Annotated in this window: 18 protein-coding genes; 15 read left to right on the top strand and 3 right to left on the bottom strand. The window is 33.7% G+C overall.

Annotated elements, in window-relative coordinates; translation table 11 throughout:
• Window positions 1-10: 10 nt before the first annotated feature.
• Entirely contained in the window at window positions 11-682 is a 672-nt protein-coding gene (locus tag FYJ58_RS05345) for an ATPase (RefSeq protein WP_154518368.1), read from the top strand.
• 53 nt (window positions 683-735) lie between these two features.
• Here FYJ58_RS05345 and FYJ58_RS05350 read toward each other — a convergent pair whose 3' ends face one another.
• Together FYJ58_RS05350 and FYJ58_RS05355 are read right to left on the bottom strand one after the other, a co-directional pair.
• Window positions 736-1689, bottom strand: coding sequence for a transporter (locus FYJ58_RS05350; protein ID WP_154518371.1), 954 nt, complete (start codon window positions 1687-1689; stop codon window positions 736-738).
• 93 nt (window positions 1690-1782) lie between these two features.
• Window positions 1783-2997, bottom strand: coding sequence for a nucleotidyltransferase (locus FYJ58_RS05355; RefSeq protein ID WP_154518374.1), 1215 nt, complete (start codon window positions 2995-2997; stop codon window positions 1783-1785).
• 189 nt (window positions 2998-3186) lie between these two features.
• On the opposite strand from FYJ58_RS05355, the gene FYJ58_RS05360 reads away from it, so the two are divergent.
• From FYJ58_RS05360 to FYJ58_RS05400, 9 genes are all read left to right on the top strand, one after another.
• The gene (locus FYJ58_RS05360; RefSeq protein ID WP_328597804.1) at window positions 3187-4056 is read left to right on the top strand and encodes a DegV family protein; all 870 of its coding nucleotides are present in this window, start codon (window positions 3187-3189) and stop codon (window positions 4054-4056) included.
• 89 nt (window positions 4057-4145) lie between these two features.
• Window positions 4146-5141, top strand: a complete 996-nt coding sequence (gene pta, locus FYJ58_RS05365) for a phosphate acetyltransferase (RefSeq protein ID WP_328597805.1) — start codon at window positions 4146-4148, stop codon at window positions 5139-5141.
• 20 nt (window positions 5142-5161) lie between these two features.
• Entirely contained in the window at window positions 5162-6355 is a 1194-nt protein-coding gene (locus FYJ58_RS05370; RefSeq protein ID WP_154518380.1) for an acetate/propionate family kinase, read from the top strand.
• Between the two features lie 83 nt (window positions 6356-6438).
• Entirely contained in the window at window positions 6439-6966 is a 528-nt protein-coding gene (locus FYJ58_RS05375) for a YceD family protein (protein ID WP_154518383.1), read from the top strand.
• A gap of 2 nt (window positions 6967-6968) precedes the next feature.
• Complete coding sequence (rpmF, locus tag FYJ58_RS05380; RefSeq protein ID WP_154518386.1) at window positions 6969-7148, top strand: 50S ribosomal protein L32; 180 nt, start codon at window positions 6969-6971, stop codon at window positions 7146-7148.
• A 172-nt stretch (window positions 7149-7320) separates the two neighbouring features.
• Window positions 7321-7995, top strand: a complete 675-nt coding sequence (locus tag FYJ58_RS05385; protein WP_154518389.1) for a response regulator transcription factor — start codon at window positions 7321-7323, stop codon at window positions 7993-7995.
• Complete coding sequence (locus tag FYJ58_RS05390) at window positions 7983-8996, top strand: sensor histidine kinase (RefSeq protein WP_154518392.1); 1014 nt, start codon at window positions 7983-7985, stop codon at window positions 8994-8996. Before FYJ58_RS05385 ends, FYJ58_RS05390 begins: the two co-directional genes overlap by 13 nt.
• A 535-nt stretch (window positions 8997-9531) precedes the next feature.
• Window positions 9532-10299, top strand: a complete 768-nt coding sequence (locus FYJ58_RS05395) for an ABC transporter ATP-binding protein (protein ID WP_154518395.1) — start codon at window positions 9532-9534, stop codon at window positions 10297-10299.
• Window positions 10289-12304, top strand: a complete 2016-nt coding sequence (locus FYJ58_RS05400) for an ABC transporter permease (RefSeq protein WP_154518688.1) — start codon at window positions 10289-10291, stop codon at window positions 12302-12304. The genes FYJ58_RS05395 and FYJ58_RS05400 overlap by 11 nt, the downstream gene beginning before the upstream one ends.
• Window positions 12305-12376: 72 nt before the next feature.
• Here the strand turns inward: FYJ58_RS05400 and FYJ58_RS05405 are convergent, their stop codons facing one another.
• Window positions 12377-13420: a ribonuclease H-like domain-containing protein gene (locus tag FYJ58_RS05405; RefSeq protein WP_205839166.1), complete on the bottom strand. Its 1044-nt coding sequence runs from the start codon at window positions 13418-13420 to the stop codon at window positions 12377-12379.
• 206 nt (window positions 13421-13626) lie between these two features.
• On the opposite strand from FYJ58_RS05405, the gene FYJ58_RS05410 reads away from it, so the two are divergent.
• The 5 genes from FYJ58_RS05410 (at window position 13627) to zapA (ending at window position 16954) form a co-directional block, all read left to right on the top strand.
• Window positions 13627-14532, top strand: a complete 906-nt coding sequence (locus FYJ58_RS05410) for a putative ABC transporter permease (RefSeq protein WP_154518401.1) — start codon at window positions 13627-13629, stop codon at window positions 14530-14532.
• Window positions 14533-14545: 13 nt separating this feature from the next.
• Complete coding sequence (locus tag FYJ58_RS05415; RefSeq protein WP_154518404.1) at window positions 14546-14815, top strand: hypothetical protein; 270 nt, start codon at window positions 14546-14548, stop codon at window positions 14813-14815.
• A gap of 11 nt (window positions 14816-14826) precedes the next feature.
• Complete coding sequence (gene ruvA, locus FYJ58_RS05420) at window positions 14827-15438, top strand: Holliday junction branch migration protein RuvA (RefSeq protein WP_154518407.1); 612 nt, start codon at window positions 14827-14829, stop codon at window positions 15436-15438.
• 34 nt (window positions 15439-15472) lie between these two features.
• Window positions 15473-16468 carry a Holliday junction branch migration DNA helicase RuvB gene (gene ruvB / locus FYJ58_RS05425; protein ID WP_154518410.1) on the top strand — a complete coding sequence of 332 codons (996 nt, stop codon included), beginning with the start codon at window positions 15473-15475 and terminating at the stop codon, window positions 16466-16468.
• A 72-nt stretch (window positions 16469-16540) separates the two neighbouring features.
• A complete protein-coding gene (zapA, locus tag FYJ58_RS05430; RefSeq protein WP_154518413.1) occupies window positions 16541-16954 on the top strand; it encodes a cell division protein ZapA in 414 nt (137 codons plus the stop codon).
• The last annotated feature ends 71 nt before the right edge of the window (window positions 16955-17025 follow it).

Below are 17025 nucleotides of genomic sequence, written 5' to 3' on the forward strand. Positions count from 1 at the left end.
GAGTTGACATATGGGTATGAGCAGAATTGAACAATCTATTGAAGATATTTATGAATTTATTGAAAATTGCAAAATGCAGCCACTTTCGTCTACAAAAGTTGTAGTACCAAAGGACGAGCTATATGACTTGCTGGATGAGCTTAGAATGAGAACACCGGATGAAATTAAACGCTATAAAAAAGTGATTGCAAACAGAGAGGCAATTCTTGCAGATGCAGAGAAAAAAGTACAGCAGATGATAGAAGATGCGAAAAAGCAGACCGATAGTTTAATTAATAATTCTGAAATTATGCAAAAAGCTTATGAACAGGCAAACGATGTTGTATCGAAGGCAACAGAGGAAGCAAATCGTATTTTGTCAGAGGCAAATCAAGAAGCAGACCAGGTACGTCTGAACGCTTTAGAATACACAAATGATTTGCTTAAGGTTGCAGAAGCCTCTTTAAGGGATGCTTATCAGATGTCAAGCAAGAAGTTCCAAGAATTAAACAGTTGTTTAAAACAAAACTTAGATGTTGTTGTGGCAAATAGGGCGGAACTTGGTGTTGATAGTATGAATGCAAATCAGAATGCCTCATCGGAGGAGCAGGTTGATGCATTGGTTAATCAGATGGAGCAAAAAAAGCAGAATAATGAAGATTATAATTTTGATGAAGATACATTTATAAATAATATACCATAATAAAAAGAGCTGTAACAATGATTTAACGGTTGTTATCAGCTCTTTTTATTATGTCACAATAGAAATAAATAAAAGGCTGTTAAAAGGAAACAAATTAGTGCGTTAATTAGCTTATAGATTATGTATAAAGTGATGCTAAGCGGACTTTTTAATATTACGCTATTTGTTTGGGCAATGCTTGATAATCCACCAAACGCACAGATTGGCATTGTAATTAAAAGTTTTATGTAAGACGGAAGGGAGGCTTTTGTAACATATTGAATTCCAGTTGTTATTTCTAATATACCGATGATTGCTGCCTTTATTATTTCATGAAATGGAAATAAACAGACAAGGAGATTTGCAAGTAAAGAAAACAGTATAATATATCCTCCAATTTTTGTTATTATTTCAAAGCTTTGGAAGATTGCTGAGTCTAATAATTGAAAAAAGGTTTTGGATTCTTTTTTTTTAACAGTCGTAAAATCGGTTCGGCTTCCTATATCTGGGAGACTTCTCTTGGAACGATGAAAAAAAAGAAAAAGGTATCCGCTTAAAAAAGCAGACAGATATAAGATGCCCATTAAAAGCCAAAGGTTTTCTTTGATCTGAAGAGATTGGAGCAATACATAATTTAATAAAAACATAGGACTTGCATTATTACAAAAGGTGAAAAGAAATTGTCCCTCCTGAGCAGAAATCTGTCCAAGCGAAACCATATCAGAACAAGCTTTTGCTCCAATTGGATATCCCGATAACAATCCAATCGCAATTGGATAACATCCGTTTTTGCTGACGGGCATAATATGTTTTAAGACAGGATACAAAACATAAGAGAAAGAATCGGTAATTGAGAGTGCGACCATTAGGTTTGACACAATAAGAAAAGGAAGCAGTGTTGGAAGCACAATTTGAAACCAGAGAAGTAGTCCATTTTTTGCACCATTAAAAGATTCTTTTGGAAATAAGAACAAAAGAAGTAAAAATAAAATCGTGCCTATTACAGAAAGAGGGATTCTTTTTTTCATTTAAAACTCCTGATAAGATGGAAATTAGTTTATTTTATGAAAAAAAAGAATGGAATATACTTCTCTGAAAAATATCTAAAAAATGCAAAAGAACTAAGGAAGAATAACAAGAGGATGTTTGTATTCGTTTTGCAATTTTACCTTATATTTATCATATACGATATGATTGTACAAATCGTTACAGGCAATATCCTGGCAAAAAGAGTGATAGGAATCAGGGGATAACTGATATTTTGCATCTGCAGTTTTTGTAATAATTGGAAGTTTTTCTTTGTTTGCCTGTTTTAATAAAAAGCTTGCTCCTTTTCGAAACCCTAATAAGCGGACATAGGAGCTTTCCGGAATTGGTTTTTTGATGTTTAATAAAATATGAAGCAGGCAACGGTTGATTCTTGTTAACGTGTATTGTTTTGTTTTTAGTTGTATGGCAAATTGTTCAAACGATTCAAATTTGTCCAGTTGTTTATAAATACGGTCTGCCAGCTCTTCTGATACATCAAGAAATTGCAAGATTTCCTCTTTGGAAGAAGTCCTCAGCTTATAATAAAGAAGGATGGAAAAATCATTTGGAAGAATAGGAAAGCCTTGACCAATCTTTTGCTTTAGAATAGAAAATGCTTCGTTTGGCATGACGGAGGATAATCTGCAAAAGTCTTTTTTCTCTTCTAAATGGGCACGTATTGCTGTAGCAGAGGAAAAAGAAGTGTCTGATAAAGTTGAATCCGAATAACCGGCTCCTTTACGTTTCAGAATATAGGGTTTTATCGGGCTATTTAACCGTTTTAAAGCTTTTAGGTATTCAATTCCAAGAATTGAATTTGGAGAAGAAAGCAAAGGAAGTATTTCTTCATCAGAAAGAAGGGAATACAATGCTTTTTGCCTTGCAGTAGGAAAGGAATCTCCGTTTTTTAAAGCTTTGGTTAAAAGTTCTTTGTATTCTTTTGGCTCTTCATTTAGAATTCTGGCAACTGTCTGAAAGACATTCAAATCGTCATATTCTCCACCAAAACAGATTGTATCGATAAACCCAAGTTGTTCTAGGATATTTATACTTCCATATGCAAAATTTTCTGCACTCGAGGTGGCAAAATAAGAAGGAAGTTCAAATACTAAATCGGCACCACATTGCAATGCAATTTCGGTCCGGGTATATTTATCGATTATGGAAGGAATTCCTCTTTGCGTAAAATTTCCACTCATAACGACAACTACATAATCTGCTTTTGTTAATTTTTTTGCCTGTTCGATATGATATTTGTGACCATTGTGAAATGGATTGTATTCTGTAATAAGTCCAACCGTTTTCATAGTAAGCTCCTTTTGACTATAATATTTATAACAATATAATACCCTGTTTTTGTATTATATCTGCTAATTTTAATGGAAACAAGAAAAAAATAAAAATGTGTTTGCGATATAGCCGTAATTCCTTTATAATAAGGGGATGATAGGAATAAAATGTAAGAAAAATGAGTGTTAGGAAACAGGAGGAGAAACGTGAATTTTGAAATAGTAACAGATTCTTCTGCAAATTTACCGGAAGAATGGATAGAAACATATAATATACAGGTTCTTTCCCTTTGTTTTTATGTGGATGGAGAAGAGTATTATGGTTATGAAAAAGGTAAAAAAACAGACCTTTCAAAATTTTATAAAATGATGAGAGAAAAAAAAGAAATCCGTACTTCTTTGGTTAATACAGCGAAAGCCTTTTCTTTGTGTGAAGATTTACTTAGAAATGGAATGGATATTTTGTATATTGGGTTTTCTTCGGGACTTAGCGGCAGCTTTCAATCGGTAAAAGTAGCATTGGACGGATTGAGAGACTCCTATCCTGAACGTAAGATTTACTGCGTGGATACATTGGCGGCAGCTTTGGGAGAGGGACTTTTGGTAAAAAGAGCGGCTGATTTAAGAAAAGACGGAGTGAAAATAGATGATGTTTACCAGTGGATTTTGGATAACAGGTTGAATGTTTGTCATTGGTTTACCGTCGATGATTTGTTTTTTTTAAAAAGAGGAGGTCGTATATCTACAGCTACAGCCACCCTTGGTACAGCATTAAATATTAAACCGGTTCTCCATGTTGATGAGGAGGGACATCTGGTTATGGCAGGAAAAGAAAGAGGCAGAAAAAGAGCCTTGGACGCTTTAGTAAGGCAACTAGAAGAAAAGAGTAAGAATTCGCTTTTGCAAGAAGTATACATTAGCCATGGTGACTGTAAAGAAGATGCAGAATATGTTATGCGAAAAGTGAAAGAAAAGTTTGATGTAAAAAATTCTCTTATCCGTATATTAGATCCGGTCATCGGTGCCCATTCGGGACCTGGCACTGTTGCATTATTTTTTATGGGAGAGAAAAGATAAAATTATTCCTTGTATGATGGAAAAATTTGAGCTATAATAGTAATGTTAAGGAATTAAAACTAAAAATTACAGATGAAGGAGTGTTAAACGTGGGATTTATTGACACAATCAAAGAAAGAGCAAAACAAAACAGAAAAACTATTGTACTGCCAGAGGCAGAAGATATAAGAACATTGCAGGCAGCAGCTAAGATTCAAGCAGAAGATATTGCAGACTTAATCTTAATTGGAAAAGAAGATGATGTTAAGAAATTAGCTGGTGATTTGGATATATCCAGGGCAAAAATTGTAGATCCTGCAACAGATAGCAAGTTTGATGAATATGTAGATATTTTAGTTGAGTGCAGAAAAAAGAAAGGTATGACACCGGAAGAAGCACGTAAAATTTTATCAACAAATTATACATATTACGGGGTTGTTATGGTTAAAGCTGGTGATGCAGACGGTATGGTATCCGGAGCATGTCATTCTACAGCTGATACATTAAGACCTTCTTTACAGATTTTAAAGACGGCACCTGGTACAAAGCTTGTATCCGCATTCTTTATTATGGTTGTTCCAGACTGCGAATTTGGTGCAAACGGAACGTTTGTTTTCTCTGATTGTGGACTAAATCAGAATCCTACTGCAGAAGAGTTAGCAGCAATTGCAGGTTCTTCCGCAAAAAGCTTTGAAGCATTAGTAGGAGAAGAGCCACTTGTGGCGATGCTTTCCCACTCCACTAAGGGAAGTGCAAAACACGCAGATGTTGATAAGGTTGCAGAGGCAACTAGAATTGCAAAAGAAGAATATCCTGAATTTAAAATTGACGGTGAATGTCAATTGGATGCTGCAATTGTTCCTAGTGTGGCAGCTTCGAAAGCTCCAGGAAGCGAAGTTGCAGGAAAGGCAAACGTCTTAGTATTCCCTGACTTAGACGCAGGCAATATTGGATATAAGTTAGTACAACGCCTTGCAAAGGCAGAAGCTTATGGTCCAATTACACAAGGAATTGCAAAACCAGTCAATGATTTATCAAGAGGATGTTCTGCAGAAGACATCGTAGGTGTTGTCGCAATCACCGCTGTACAAGCAAGTTTACAATAATGAAAAAAGAGAGGTATATCATGAAAGTATTAGTAATTAACTGTGGAAGTTCTTCTTTAAAATATCAATTAATTGATATGGAAGATGAAAGCGTATTGGCAAAGGGATTATGTGAAAGAATTGGAATTGATGGTTCTAAGTTAACTCATTCTCCAGCAGGAAAAGAAAAATATGTTGTTGAAAGTCCAATGCCAGATCACAGCGTAGCAGTAAAGATGGTTTTAGATGCCTTAGTAGATGAAAAAGTTGGTGTGATTAAAGATATCAATGAGATTTCAGCAGTAGGTCACCGTGTACTTCACGGAGGTAAATATTATAGTGATTCTATCGTAGTAAACGAAGACGTAAAGAAAGTAATTAAAGATTGCTTTGATTTAGGACCACTTCACAATCCGGCGAACTTAATTGGAATTAATGCATGTGAAGCTGCAATGCCTGGAACTCCACAGGTAGCAGTATTTGATACCGCTTTTCATCAGACAATGCCGGAAAAAGCTTATCTTTATGCAATTCCACATGAATACTATGAGAAATATGCAGTAAGAAGATATGGTTTCCATGGTACAAGTCACAGTTTTGTATCCAAACGTGCAATTGAAGTGGCTGGTTTAGATCCAGAAAATTCAAAAGTAATTGTATGCCACTTAGGAAATGGTGCAAGTCTTTCCGCTGTAGTAAATGGAAAATGTGTTGATACAAGTATGGGACTTACTCCATTAGAAGGACTTATTATGGGAACAAGAAGCGGTGATTTAGACCCAGCGATTGTTGAATTTATTGCAAATAAGGAAAATCTTACAGTAAGTGAAATGCTTACTATTTTAAATAAAAAATCTGGTGTACTTGGTATGTCCGGCGGAATTTCCAGTGACTTTAGAGATTTAGCGAAAGCAGCGGATGAGGGAAATGAGTTAGCAAAACAGACTTTAGAAGCATTTGTATATCGTGTTGCAAAATATATCGGTGCTTATACAGCTGCCATGAATGGTGTAGATGCAATCGTATTTACAGCTGGTCTTGGCGAAAATGATGCAGTGACAAGAAGAGATGTTGTATCTTATCTTGGATATTTAGGTGCAGAGATTGATGAAGAAAAGAATAAAGTTCGTGGAGAAGAAACAATTATTTCTACTCCAAATTCAAAAGTTAAGATCTGCATTATTCCAACCAACGAAGAATTAGCAATTGCAAGAGAAACAGTTGCATTAATCTAAAAAAACAGTTGACAAACATAATTTTAGTTACTATAATATTAAGAGTGTGTTTGTGTCCTTCATAGAAAGGATGGTTTGGAAGAATGATAATTCAATTATCAGATATTATGTCTGGAAAAGACAAGATGAAACACATAGAGGCTCCAATAGAGCTTAATCAATTTAAGCTGGATGGAATGGAATACGAATTTGTGAAAAAAAATCCAGTAGCATTTTGTTTTACTGTAACAGGTGAGAAGAGGATGCTGGTGGAAGGAAAGACCTCGTTATCCCTATTAATTCCATGTGGCAGGTGCCTTGATGATGTTGAGATTCCTTTTGATATAGAAATATCGAAGGACTTGGATTTTAATAATACTGATGCTGACAGAATCAAGGAATTAGATGAACTAAATTATATTGATGGATATAATTTGGATGTAGACTTACTTATATTTGATGAGATTTTAGTCCATTTTCCATTGCAGGTTCTATGCAGTGAAGACTGTAAGGGAATTTGTAAAGTATGTGGTACAAATCTCAATAAAGAGTCCTGTAGCTGTGACCAGTCAGTAGGCGACCCTAGAATGTCAGCAATCCAAGATATCTTCAAGAATTTTAAGGAGGTGTGACCATGTCAATCTGTCCAAAGAATAAATCTTCAAAATCTAGAAGAGATAAACGTAGAGCAAACTGGAAAATGACTGCTCCAAACTTAGTTAAGTGCAGCAAATGTGGAGAATTAATGATGCCACATAGAGTTTGTAAAGCTTGCGGAAGCTATAACAAAAAAGAGATTATCTCTGTAGACTAATGAAATGAAACAGGAAAAGCCATAAAACATTTGAAATAATAGTGTTTTATGGCTTTTTTTATATTTATTTTTAATTAGAACCGAAAGAAATCTTTTGTTTTTTAAATTAAATTTGTTATACTAGTGATAGATAAGACTGACAAGACTAAAATAACAGAAGGGAAAATGTGAAATGAGAAAGGTTGTAATTGTGGAGGACGATAAAACGTTAAGTGAGGAACTGGCGGAATTTTTATCGAATAATGGATACCAGGCGAAAAGTTTATTTACTTATACAGTTGAAGCAATTTTGGCGGAAAAGCCAGAGATGATATTATTGGATATTTCATTGCCAACGACGGATGGATTGTATTTGTGCCGTGAAATTCGAAAGGATTCTGATGTTCCAATTATTATGATTACAAGTAAGGATACGGAAATAACAGAGCTTATGAGTATGAGTCAGGGCGCTGATGATTTTGTAGCAAAGCCATTTCATACACAGATTTTATTAGCTCGTCTGGAAGCAATTCTAAAGCGGGTGTATAAGGATGAGGTAAAGAAAGATTCTATGCAACTGGAAGGCTTTGTGTTAGAGCGGACAAAGGGAGTAATACGTTCAAAGCAGGGAAGTGCAGAACTTACGAAGAACGAGCTGCGTATTTTGATTTGCCTTGCAGAGCAGAAGAATGAAATTGTATCCAGAGATGAGATTATTTCTTTTTTATGGGATAATGAAATGTTTGTAGATGATAATACATTGACTGTAAATATAAACCGGTTGCGTGGAAAATTAGAGCAGATTGGAATTCGTGGTGTGATAGAAACAAAGAGAGGAATGGGATATTTACTGCGATGCGATATTTAGATTATTTAAAAGAACGATTTTATCAACTATTGTTTGTTTTGGGAATTGTATTTACAATAGAAGCTTTTTTACTGACAGTTCCAAACAGTGCATTTATAAAATGGTATGTTGCATTTATATTAATTGGAGGATATTTGCTATTAAATTGGTTTGAGTACCATAGAATGAAAAAATTTCTAGATGAAGCAGATGAGATGATTACCCAATTGGAAAAAAAGTATCTTCTTCCGGAAATATTGCATTTTCCAGATAAGAGGGAATATCTTTTTATTATGAACATAATGAAAACAATGAGTAAGTCGATGGCTGACCATGTAAATCAGTTTCAATTTGAAAACCGTGAATATAAAGAGTATATTGAAATGTGGATTCATGAAGTAAAGATACCAATTGCTGCTGCGAAAATGATAGGGGAGAATCATAAGAGTGAAGAAATGAAAAGTATTTTATCTGAGATTGAACGCATTGATGGTTATGTAGAACAGGCTCTTTATTACGCGAGAAGTAATACGGTAGAAAAAGATTATATGATTAAGTCAATTCGGTTAGAAGAGATAGTAAATCAGGTTTTAATTCACAATAAGAGTGCGTTGATTTCTAAAAAAACAAAAGTAAGTTTACAGGGGCTGGAACAAGAAGTGTACAGCGACAGTAAATGGCTCATATTTATTTTAAACCAAATTATAGTTAATAGTATTAAGTATTCGGAAACAATACCACTGGAGTTAGAAATAAAGGCCGAAGAAAAAAAAGAAGTGATTCAATTGACAATTAGGGACAATGGAATCGGAATTAATAAAAATGAGTTGTCCAGAGTATTCGAAAAAGGATTTACCGGGCAACATGGCAGGGTCTATAAGAAATCAACAGGTTTGGGACTTTATCTTTGCAAAAAATTATGTACAAAATTATCCCATGGTTTATCAATTGATTCTGAAGAAAAAAAAGGAACTTGTGTTACGATTACGTTTCCAAAGGGGAGCTTTTTGGTGCGAATGTGAAGTGAACATAAAATTCCTAGGAGATTCGCACCAGAAAATGATAGTGCAATATGTATAAATTTTAAGAATAATCAAATTATTAATTGCTTTTTTAAAATTAAAATTGTATAATGTTGATATAAAATCAATATTATAGGGAACTCTTTTTGTTGGTTTTTGCTGTCGAAGTCTTATGTAGGCTTCGTGGATTGAAATATTTGTAAGTTACTTATTGAAACCCTAGGGACTTATTTTGTCCTAAGGGTTTTTCCTTTTTAATTTAAATATAATGCTTCCGTTTTTTTGAAATTGGAAGATACAGTTGATATTTTTATATCCCAATAACAGAACATATATTTGGAGTCAATAGGGTTAGTGGGGAAAAGTAGTTTATAAAAATGCACTGTTTTCAAGTGTTTCAGAGTAACTAAAAAATCAATCTTACAAAATCGTAAGACTGCCGTAAGACAATTCTATGGTAAATGAGTGCTTAATGCGATATGATTAGTTCAGAACAAAGGAATGATGGTTCGCATATATGAAAGGAGCTTAGAGCATGGATGCAGTTTTAGAAGTTAAAAATATAGAAAAATATTATGGAAATAAGGGGAATCTTACGAAAGCGATTGACCAGATTAGTTTTCGGGTAGAACAGGGAGAATTTGTAGGAATTATGGGAGCAAGTGGAAGTGGAAAAACAACACTTTTAAATTGTATTTCTACCATTGATAAAGTATCAAGTGGAGCAATTAAGGTAAATAATATGGATATCACGACATTAAAAGGAAATAAATTAAATCAATTTCGAAGAGAAGAGCTGGGATTTATTTTTCAAGACTTTAATTTATTAGATACGTTGACTGCTTATGAAAATATCGCATTGGCATTATCAATCCAAAAGGTCAATAGCAAGGAAATTGATAAAAAGGTTAAGTCTATTAGTAACAGATTGGGAATTGAGCAGATTTTAAATAAGTATCCTTATCAAATGTCGGGAGGACAAAAGCAGAGAGTGGCTTGTGCCAGAGCGATTATTACAGAGCCAAAGCTTATACTTGCAGATGAACCAACCGGAGCTTTGGATTCCCGGTCGTCCAGAATGTTGCTGGAAAGTTTTAATTATTTGAACGGGGATATGAATGCCACAATTTTAATGGTTACCCATGACGCATTTACAGCAAGTTATGCGAAGCGTATTTTGTTTATTAAAGATGGAAAAATATTTAATGAGATTCGAAGAAACGAAGATGATCGAAAAGAATTTTTTAATAAAATTATTGATGTTGTAACACTTCTTGGAGGTGAACTTAGTGATGTTATTTAAGCTTTCGATTAAAAATATGAAAAAGAGCATACAAGATTATGCGATTTATTTTTTGACTTTAGTGCTTGGTGTTGGGATTTTTTATGTGTTTAATTCCTTAGATTCACAAAAAGCTATATTGGAGCTTTCTGAATCTACAAAGGCTATTGTTGATCTATTGATGACGTTGCTTGGAGGCGTATCTGTATTTGTATCATTTATTTTAGGGTTTTTAATTATTTATGCCAATAACTTTTTAATTAAGAGGAGAAAACGTGAATTTGGAATTTATATGACTCTTGGTATGGGAAAGGGAAGTATCTCTAAAATATTAGTAACGGAAACGTTGATTATCGGTGTTATTTCTTTGGGAGTCGGGCTGCTCTTAGGAGTATTTGCTTCTCAATTTATGTCTATCTTTGTTGCCAAAATGTTCGAAGCAGATATGACAGCTTATACATTTGCATTTTCAAGCAAAGCAGCAGTAAAAACAATCGTCTACTTTGGAATTATGTATCTTTCCGTATTGTTGTTTAATACAATAACAATTTCCAGATATAAATTAATTGATTTAATTACTGCGGTTAAGCAAAATGAGAAAATTAAAATAAAAAATCCTATGATTGCAGTTATAACCTTTCTTATTTCTGTTTGTGCATTGGGATATGCTTATTATAATGTAACAGTAAAATATTTAGATTTAAATGAAACTAAACTAATGATAATGATTGTGATCGGATGTGTGTCAACCTTTTTATTCTTTTGGTCTTTGTCGGGATTTTTATTGAAAATGCTACAAGGGAATAAACGATTTTATTTGAAAAACTTGAATATGTTTGTTATGCGACAGGTGAACAGTAAAATTAACACAACGGTATTTTCTATGACTGTAATCTGCTTAATGTTATTTGTTACAATTGGTGTACTTTCTACAGGAGTTTCGTTAAATGAATCTTTTACTGAAAATTTAAAAAAATCAACACCAAAAGATATTTGTATTGAAAATATGATAGATGGAGAAAAACAAAATGACAAAACAGTAAAGGAAATTTTAGAGGAAAATGATTTTGATATGTCATTATTTTTGCCGGACTATGTAGATGCAACTGCATATGAAACAGAAGAAATTACATGGAAACAGACACTTAGCAATGTAAAGGAAGATTTAACAAAGCAGTTTCCAATGATTCGTTGGGATTCAAAAGAATTTATTGTCGGCATTAGTGATTATAATAAAATAGCCAGATTTTATGGAATAAAAACATATGATTTGAAAGAAAATGAATATATGGTTCTTTGTACCTTTAAATCTATGAAGGAAATTAGAGATAAGAGTTTGCAAAATGGTATGGAACTTCGACTTAATGGAAAAACTTATCAGGCAAAATATAAAGAATGTAAAGACGGATATTTAAACATGTCACAAAGTAATACTAATATGGGAATTATTGTAGTGCCGGATGAAGTAATTAAGAATGATAAAACACTTTTTAAAGCATCGAATTGTTTTGCAGCAGATTATAATGGTACAACAGATAAAGAAAAAGCTGAGATAGAGAAAAAAGTTACAAACTTTTTTGAGCAGAAAAAAATAAAACAATGTCTGATCGATACGAAACTTTCTTTATATGAATCAAGCAGAGGCTTATCTGCCATTGTGACATTTATTGCTATTTATCTGGGAATTATATTTCTGATTTCCAGTGCAGCACTTCTTGCATTGAAAGAATTATCAGAAAGTGCTGATAATAAAGAACGGTATGAGATTTTAAGAAAAATAGGAACCGATCAGAAAATGATCAACAGGGCATTGTTTTCTCAAATAGGAATCTTTTTCTTGATTCCCCTTTTGCTAGCGGCAGTTCATTCAATTTTTGGAATTATATTTGCAAATAAAATGATGGTTACATTTGGAGAAGCTTCTTTACTACATTCCATTTTGATTACAGCCGCTGTTATTGTTGTTGTGTATGGTGGGTATTTTATAGCAACCTATATAGAAAGTAAAAAGATTATACAAAACTAAAAAGTAAGAAATGAAAAAAGGCTATTGTGATATAAAAGTTTTGCAATAGCCTTTTTGGAAAACACAGTTATCTTATTTTTGCTTCAGCGAGTAAGAAATCATTTTTTGAAAGTAATCAGCTTGCATCTGAGAATTATTCATAAATGAATCGGTTAATTCAATCCAGTTATAGCAAGTGGCCGGTGTTGCTTTTTTTCGATGGGATTTGTCTACGAATGAAGCAAGACTTTTGTGAATAGCAGTATCTTCTTTCGGTAAATAGTAATAATTTTTATAGTCTTCAAAATATAATTTAACCCGATTATGAAAAACAGGAATTTTCATTTCTCCATTTCTTGCATCTGCGAAAAAGTAGAAGTCTTTTTGCTTCATTAATATCGGAAACGGCAATTTAACTGGAAATGTCATACTTGCTTCTAACATAGAATCTTTAATTTGGCAGGCTTGAATTACAGGCTTACACAGAAATAAATCATCAGTCAGCGTTAAAATGGAGGTAATCTGTAAAAGCCCCGTCAGATCTTCTTTATTGTGGAGCAGTAAGGGTGAGAGAAAGGTATTATACTTTTCTTCTTTTTTTATTTTTCCATGGAGATACTGGACGTATAATTGAATTAACTCTTTTCCGGTATATTGGTCATTTCTGTAAAGACCACATAGTTCTTCTACCGTTTTTTGCTTTATATTTGCAATTGGCAACAGCTTCTTAAATGGAGAAAGTTTTCGGTATAAATCCAATGACTGCATATGGCTTATCGGATAAGAAATGTCAAGTTGCCCGCATTTTTTCTTTAAATAAGGAATATCAAAGCCGGAGCCGTTATAGTGGATTAGTACATCATATGTTTTACAGAATTCAAAAAATGAGTAAAGTAAATTTTTTTCTTCATGATAATCATCGGCAAACCATTGCTTGAGATGAAAGGAGCCAGACTCGTAATAAACACATCCTATCAAATATAAGCTGGAGATATCAGCAGAAAGCCCGGTTGTTTCAATGTCGAAAAAAAGAAATTTCTCAAACGGAATATTTTGAAAACTATTTTCTGTATTTGGAGAAGTAGAAGAAAAATTATAATTACATTTACAAGTTAAACATTCATTTATTTCAATCATAATTATTTTTGCAAGATCCTTTCTTATAACCTGTGTGAAATTGTAAAAGTTTTCTGTCTTCGTATTATAGCCCTGTTTTTTTATTAAAGTCAACTAGTTTCCCATTTATTCGTAACAGACTGGTGAATGAAATCTGATATCATCTGTTTTTTTTTTTCAAAGTGTGGTACACTTAGAGATATTAAAAAGAGAGAGGTGAAGAAAGAATGTGGGAATTAAAAATATGCAATTTCGAATTGTATTTTTTATTTTATAATTTTATGCTATATAGTTTTTTTGGCTGGATTTATGAAAGTACCTTTGTTTCTGTTAAGAATCGAACATTTGTAAACAGAGGATTTTTAAATGGTCCGGTTATACCAATCTATGGAGCTGGAGCTACAATTGTCTATATGTTTTTGGCACCGATACAAGATAGAGCTGCTTATGTATTTGTAGGAGGAATGTTAATTGCTACGGCATTAGAGTACATAACATCTTATGTCATGGAAAAATTATTTCATGCAAAATGGTGGGATTATAGTAATATGAAATATAATATTAAGGGAAGAGTCTGCCTGTTAGCCTCTTTGTTCTGGGGATTTTTGTCTATTTTAATGACAGATGTTTTACAACCGAAAATGAATCAGCTGATTGATAAAATTCCAAGACATACGGGAGAAATTTTAGGTGTATTTCTTACATTGGTTTTTCTTGTCGATTTTGTTATCACTGTGATTTATACGGTACAATGGGACAAGAAGCTGGCAGAGATGGAACGGATTTGCGACGAATTGACCGAGTATTTGGAAGGTACGAAGTTGTATGAAACGAAAGAAGAAATTAAAACACGTTTTGAGAATTTTTCTTTGGTTGCGTATGCAGAAGGTCTGAAGGAGCATTTGGATGAATATATGAGAAGAAGTGATGAAAACAAAGAAGAATCTGGAAAAAGAAGAGAAGAAATGGAATCTCGAATTCAATCTATTTTAAAGAAATATAGAAGGCGTGCTGAGCTTGGAAGCTTTGTTGAAAACCGTTTTATCAAAGCATTCCCAACAATGAAACTTACAAAGAATGAGTCGTTTTTAAAGGACATTAAAAATTTAAAAAAACATAAAAAAGGAAAATAACAGGAGGGAAAATATGTTTACCTGCGTATGTAAACATTGTAAAAATGTATTTCGAGCGCCGATTCGTACTATGTGCTGTAAACAATGCAGGACATTAGACGAAAATAATTTTGATGATATAGAAGCCTATTTAAAACTTTATCCCAACAGCAATGCACTTCAGATATCGGAGGCATTAGGAATTGAGGCATATGTTATTTTGAAATTTATGGAAGAAGGAAGATTGCTAAAGTCAAGAGGGTCGTTTAGCAAGCTTCCTGACTGGTATGAAACAGATGAATGAGGAGAAAAGAAATGATTTCTTATATAAAAGGAGAATTGGCTTCTCTTATGGATGATGGAATTGTTGTAGAAAATAACCAGATTGGTTATGAAATTAATGTTCCTTTATCAGTTATGAATGAACTTCCCAACCCGGGAAATGAGGTAAAAATCTATACATACCTATATGTGAGAGAAGATGCAATGAAATTGTACGGATTTTTGACAAAAGATGATTTGAATATATTTAAGCTGTTAATCACGGTCAATGGAATCGGGCCAAAAGGAGCACTTGGAATTCTTTCTACGATTACACCGGATGATTTAAGATTTGCCATCCTTTCAGATGATGTAAAAGCGATTTCCAAAGCACCGGGTATTGGTGCAAAAACAGCTGGAAAATTAATTTTAGAATTGAAAGATAAATTAAAGCTGGAAGACGCATTTGAGAATCGTTTGGAAAAGACAGAAATAAAAGCTTTGGATGTTTCTTCTGATGTAAGAGGAGAAGCTGTTATGGCATTGACTTCATTGGGGTATTCGAACACAGATGCAATGAAAGCGGTTCGGCAGGTTTCTATTACCGATGACATGACTGTGGAAGATGTACTAAAATTAAGTCTAAAATTTATTTCCAGCTTTTAGGTGATATCGATTAGCAGGAAAGAAGGAGTCAGATATGGGAAACCGAATTATTACAACCGAATTGATGGAAGAGGATTATAAGATAGAAAATAGTCTTAGACCAAAGCTGTTGTGTGATTATATTGGACAGCAGAAAGCAAAAGATAATCTTAAAATATATATAGAAGCCGCAAAACAGAGAAAAGAAGCGCTTGACCATGTATTGCTTTATGGACCTCCGGGGCTTGGAAAAACGACACTTGCCGGAATTATTGCAAATGAAATGGATGTAAATCTTAAAATAACTTCAGGACCGGCAATCGAAAAGCCGGGGGAAATGGCGGCAATTCTTAATAATCTGCAAGATGGGGATTTGTTGTTTGTAGACGAAATACATCGGCTTAACAGACAGGTAGAAGAAGTATTGTATCCTGCAATGGAAGATTTTGCAATTGATATTGTAATTGGAAAAGGGGCTTCTGCAAGGTCGATTCGTCTGGATCTTCCAAAGTTTACCTTAGTTGGTGCAACGACAAGGGCAGGAATGTTGACAGCACCTCTAAGAGATCGATTTGGAGTCGTTCATCGTTTGGAATTTTATACAACAGAGGAGTTAAAACAAATTATTGAACGTTCGGCGATGGTGTTTGGGGTGGAAATTGATGAAGAAGGGGCAAAAGAGCTGGCTAGAAGATCAAGAGGAACACCTCGACTTGCAAATCGCCTGTTAAAGCGAGTAAGAGATTTTGCACAGGTAAAATATGATGGACGAATTACAAAAGAAGTGGCAGTTTTTGCATTAGATTTATTAGAGGTTGATAGACTTGGTTTGGATAATATTGACAGAGAAATCCTGACTACGATGATTGAAAAATTTACAGGAGGTCCGGTTGGTCTTGATACGCTGGCAGCAGCAGTAGGAGAAGATTCCGGAACGATTGAAGATGTTTACGAACCATACTTGATTCAAAATGGGCTATTGCAAAGAACACCGAGAGGAAGAATGGTAACACCACTTGCATACAAGCATCTTGGACTTCCGGTCGATTAATTGTTAGGTTCTGTACAAAAATTGTAATTTCAGTTATAATGTTACAAGAAAAAAGTTGGGAGGCAGCACAAGATGAAAGAATTAAATGATGTGGAAGTAATTATTAATAATAAGCGGTATACCTTGTGTGGATATGAAAGTGATGCCTATTTGCAGATGGTAGCCTCTTATATTAATGATAAGTATGACTTATTTAAACAACAAGATTCTTATGCCAGATTGGAAACTGATATAAAGAATACATTGATGCAGATTAATATTGCGGATGATTATTTTAAAGAAAAGGAAAAAGTTCGAACGTTAGAGGACGAATTAGAAGCGAAAAATAATGAACTGTTTGACATAAAGCATGAAGTAATTTCTTTACAGACCAAATTAGATGAATTAAAAAAAGAACTGGATAAAGAAAAAGAAGATTCGATTGAAGCTCAGAAACAGATTGTAAAGCTGGAAACTGAGTTGAAAGAAAGAGAACATAAAAAATAGTAGTTTCGCTCCGTATTTTTGGTGGTAAGAGTATTGGAGCGAACCATTTTTTCGTTTAAAAAAGTATGACA

The organism is Velocimicrobium porci, assembly GCF_009696045.1.
GTDB lineage: Bacteria > Bacillota > Clostridia > Lachnospirales > Lachnospiraceae > Velocimicrobium > Velocimicrobium porci.